The 2,594-nt window shown below is 38.8% G+C and carries 1 protein-coding gene and 1 pseudogene; both read left to right on the forward strand.

The window, feature by feature from the left end; all coding sequences use genetic code 11:
- Positions 1–191 precede the first annotated feature (191 nt).
- On the forward strand, positions 192–1,907 hold the full coding sequence (locus CXF82_RS01135) for a dipeptidyl-peptidase 3 family protein (protein ID WP_102043532.1): 1,716 nt from the start codon (positions 192–194) through the stop codon (positions 1,905–1,907).
- Between the two features lie 238 nt (positions 1,908–2,145).
- A pseudogene (locus CXF82_RS01145) lies at positions 2,146–2,594 on the forward strand (hypothetical protein); the annotation flags it as partial.

Below are 2,594 nucleotides of genomic sequence, written 5' to 3' on the forward strand. Positions count from 1 at the left end.
AGTACAAAATAGCTGCGGTTCTTTACGCCCTAAGTAAGATCCCATCGTCTACAGGTTGCTTAGAGATCCAACACTTACACCGCTAGCGCAAAGTTTAGCTTCTCCTTACTTTTATGAAGGTGTAGATTGTTTGCTAGAACAAAGTAGCGATAACTATAAAAAAAATAGAAGAAATACAAGGATCTTAATAAATGAAACGCTCATTAATCACTTTAGCACTCGCCGTTGCCATTACGGGTTGTTCCCAACCAGAGCAAACTCAAGCCGCTGATGACACGCTAGCGTCCAAAGTTACCACAGAAAATAACGTTAATAAAAATCTAATAAAAACAAAGCAATCTGTTACTTACCAAGCAATGCTTGACCGTTTTGTAGATGTGAAAATGGAAGCAGATCTATCCAGTTTGACCGTGACTGACACGCTTGTGCTGCGTAAGATAATCGAAGTTGCAGATATATTAGACGGGATTTACTTTAAGCAGACATTTGAAAATAATGCCCAAGTTAGGCAACAGATATTGGCATCAGATGATGCAAATAAGTCAGCAATATTATCCTTGTTTGATCTGCATTATGGCGCTTGGGACACCTTAGATGGCGATAAAGCATTTTTTGGCAACCTAGCTCGCCCAGATGGTGCAGGTGTCTATCCAGTTGATTTAACTAAGAATGAGTTTAATCAATGGATTGCTGCACATCCAGAAGATGAAAAAAGTTTTAAAAGTGGCTATACCGTTATTGTTAGAGATAAAGCACAATTAAAGGCTATACCATATAGTATCTACTACAAAAAAGAGCTGACCGAAGCGGCAAAGATTATGCGCGAAGCAGCCGAGTTAACCGAAGACCAGTCATTAAAAACTTTTTTGTCTAAACGCGCCGATGCTTTTCTTAATGATGAATACCGTGACTCAGAAATGGCTTGGATGGATCTCAATGGTTCTTTAGAAATTGCGATTGGACCTTACGAAACCTATACCGATAAACTCTTTGGTTATAAAACATTTTTTGAAGCGTTTATCACCGTCAGAAATCCAGAAGATAGCGCTAAGTTAGATATCTATAAAAAGTATCTAACCGCAATGGAATCCAACTTACCGATCCCAGATGAACATAAAAATGTTAATCGAGGCTCTGAATCCCCTATCTCTGTCGTAGAACAGGTTGCTGGTGGTGGTGATAATAAACCTGGAGTACAGACAACTGCATTTAACCTGCCTAATGATGAATATGTTAGAGAAGTTAAAGGCAGCAAAAAAGTGATGCTCAAAAACGTGCTTAATGCCAAATATCAAGCCGTTATGAAACCGATTTCCGATCTAATCATTGCCGAATCGCAACAGTCACTGTTGATGGAAAAATATTTTTTCAATGAAACTCTTTTCCACGAACTATCACATGGTCTAGGTCCCGGTACGATTATCGTTGACGGCAAAACAACGACTGTCTCAGCCCAGCTTGAAGAAACCTATTCAAAAATTGAGGAAGGAAAAGCAGATGTAATGGGGGCTTATAACATGTTGTTCTTAATGGATAAAGGTGAGCTTCCCATTGCAGAAAGAGACAACATGCTAGTGACTTATTTTGCGGGTCTATTTCGCTCAATGCGTTTTGGAGTGCATGAAGCTCATGGTGCTGGAGCCGCATATCAGTATAATTACTTCAAGCAAAAACAAGCATTTACCTTTGATGTAACCACACAAACGTACAGTGTTAACTTTGACAAAATGGTCTTAGCCATTACAGAGTTAGTACATGATGTCTGTATGATCCAAGCGTTAGGTGATTATCAGCAGTCAAAGGTATTCCTAGATACTTACGCAATACTCGCACCAGAAGTTGCGCAGTTAAACAGTAAGATGGAAACTATACCAACTGATATCCGTCCAAATTACCCTAAGATCTAATCTCGTTAGATACTGAGATCGTAATGACAAAGAGCGCATGTTTCATGCGCTTTTTTATATAAACTCGCTTGTGAATGAACCTCCTGCCTACTTCCTCTTGAACTGATGTACTCATATGCATTATCGTAATAAACTGAATATTTCCTAAAATTAATTCTACATTAGCGATCATAAGGATACTGTCTTAGTGACCATAAAGAAGATTCTGCCACCGGCTTTCAATTTAGCAAAAAAACTAATGGCAATAAACAATAGTGTTTATGACGCTACTATCTCTTTATCCGGAAAACTAAGTACGGTTCAAAAGCTGTATCTACTCGCAATAGTCGTGCTTATTTTCTCTGATAGTTTGGTTTTTGTGGCGCTGCTAACGGTGCTGGGTCTAACTGCTGAATTCTGGCCTCTATTTAACCGTGTATGGCATTCACTGGCAGGTAAAGCTATTTTGTTGCTTTTTTATGCGATTATAGCCAATTTTGCATTGGCTGGATCTGCTTCCGTCGTCAATGAGGTTGTCGGTGTTTCATCATCACACTTTAACTACACTCATAACTTTGCCATTTTGCTTTTCTTGCCCTCTTGGGCTTTAGCTATGAGCATTATTGCGTTACTTTTACTACAGATAATTGCACCGATATATTTCTTTTTATTGCTTATAGCAAGGCCCTTTGGCATTAAAGGTTTTAG

The sequence above is a fragment of the Shewanella sp. GutDb-MelDb genome (assembly GCF_002836075.1).
In the GTDB taxonomy this organism is placed as follows: domain Bacteria; phylum Pseudomonadota; class Gammaproteobacteria; order Enterobacterales; family Shewanellaceae; genus Shewanella.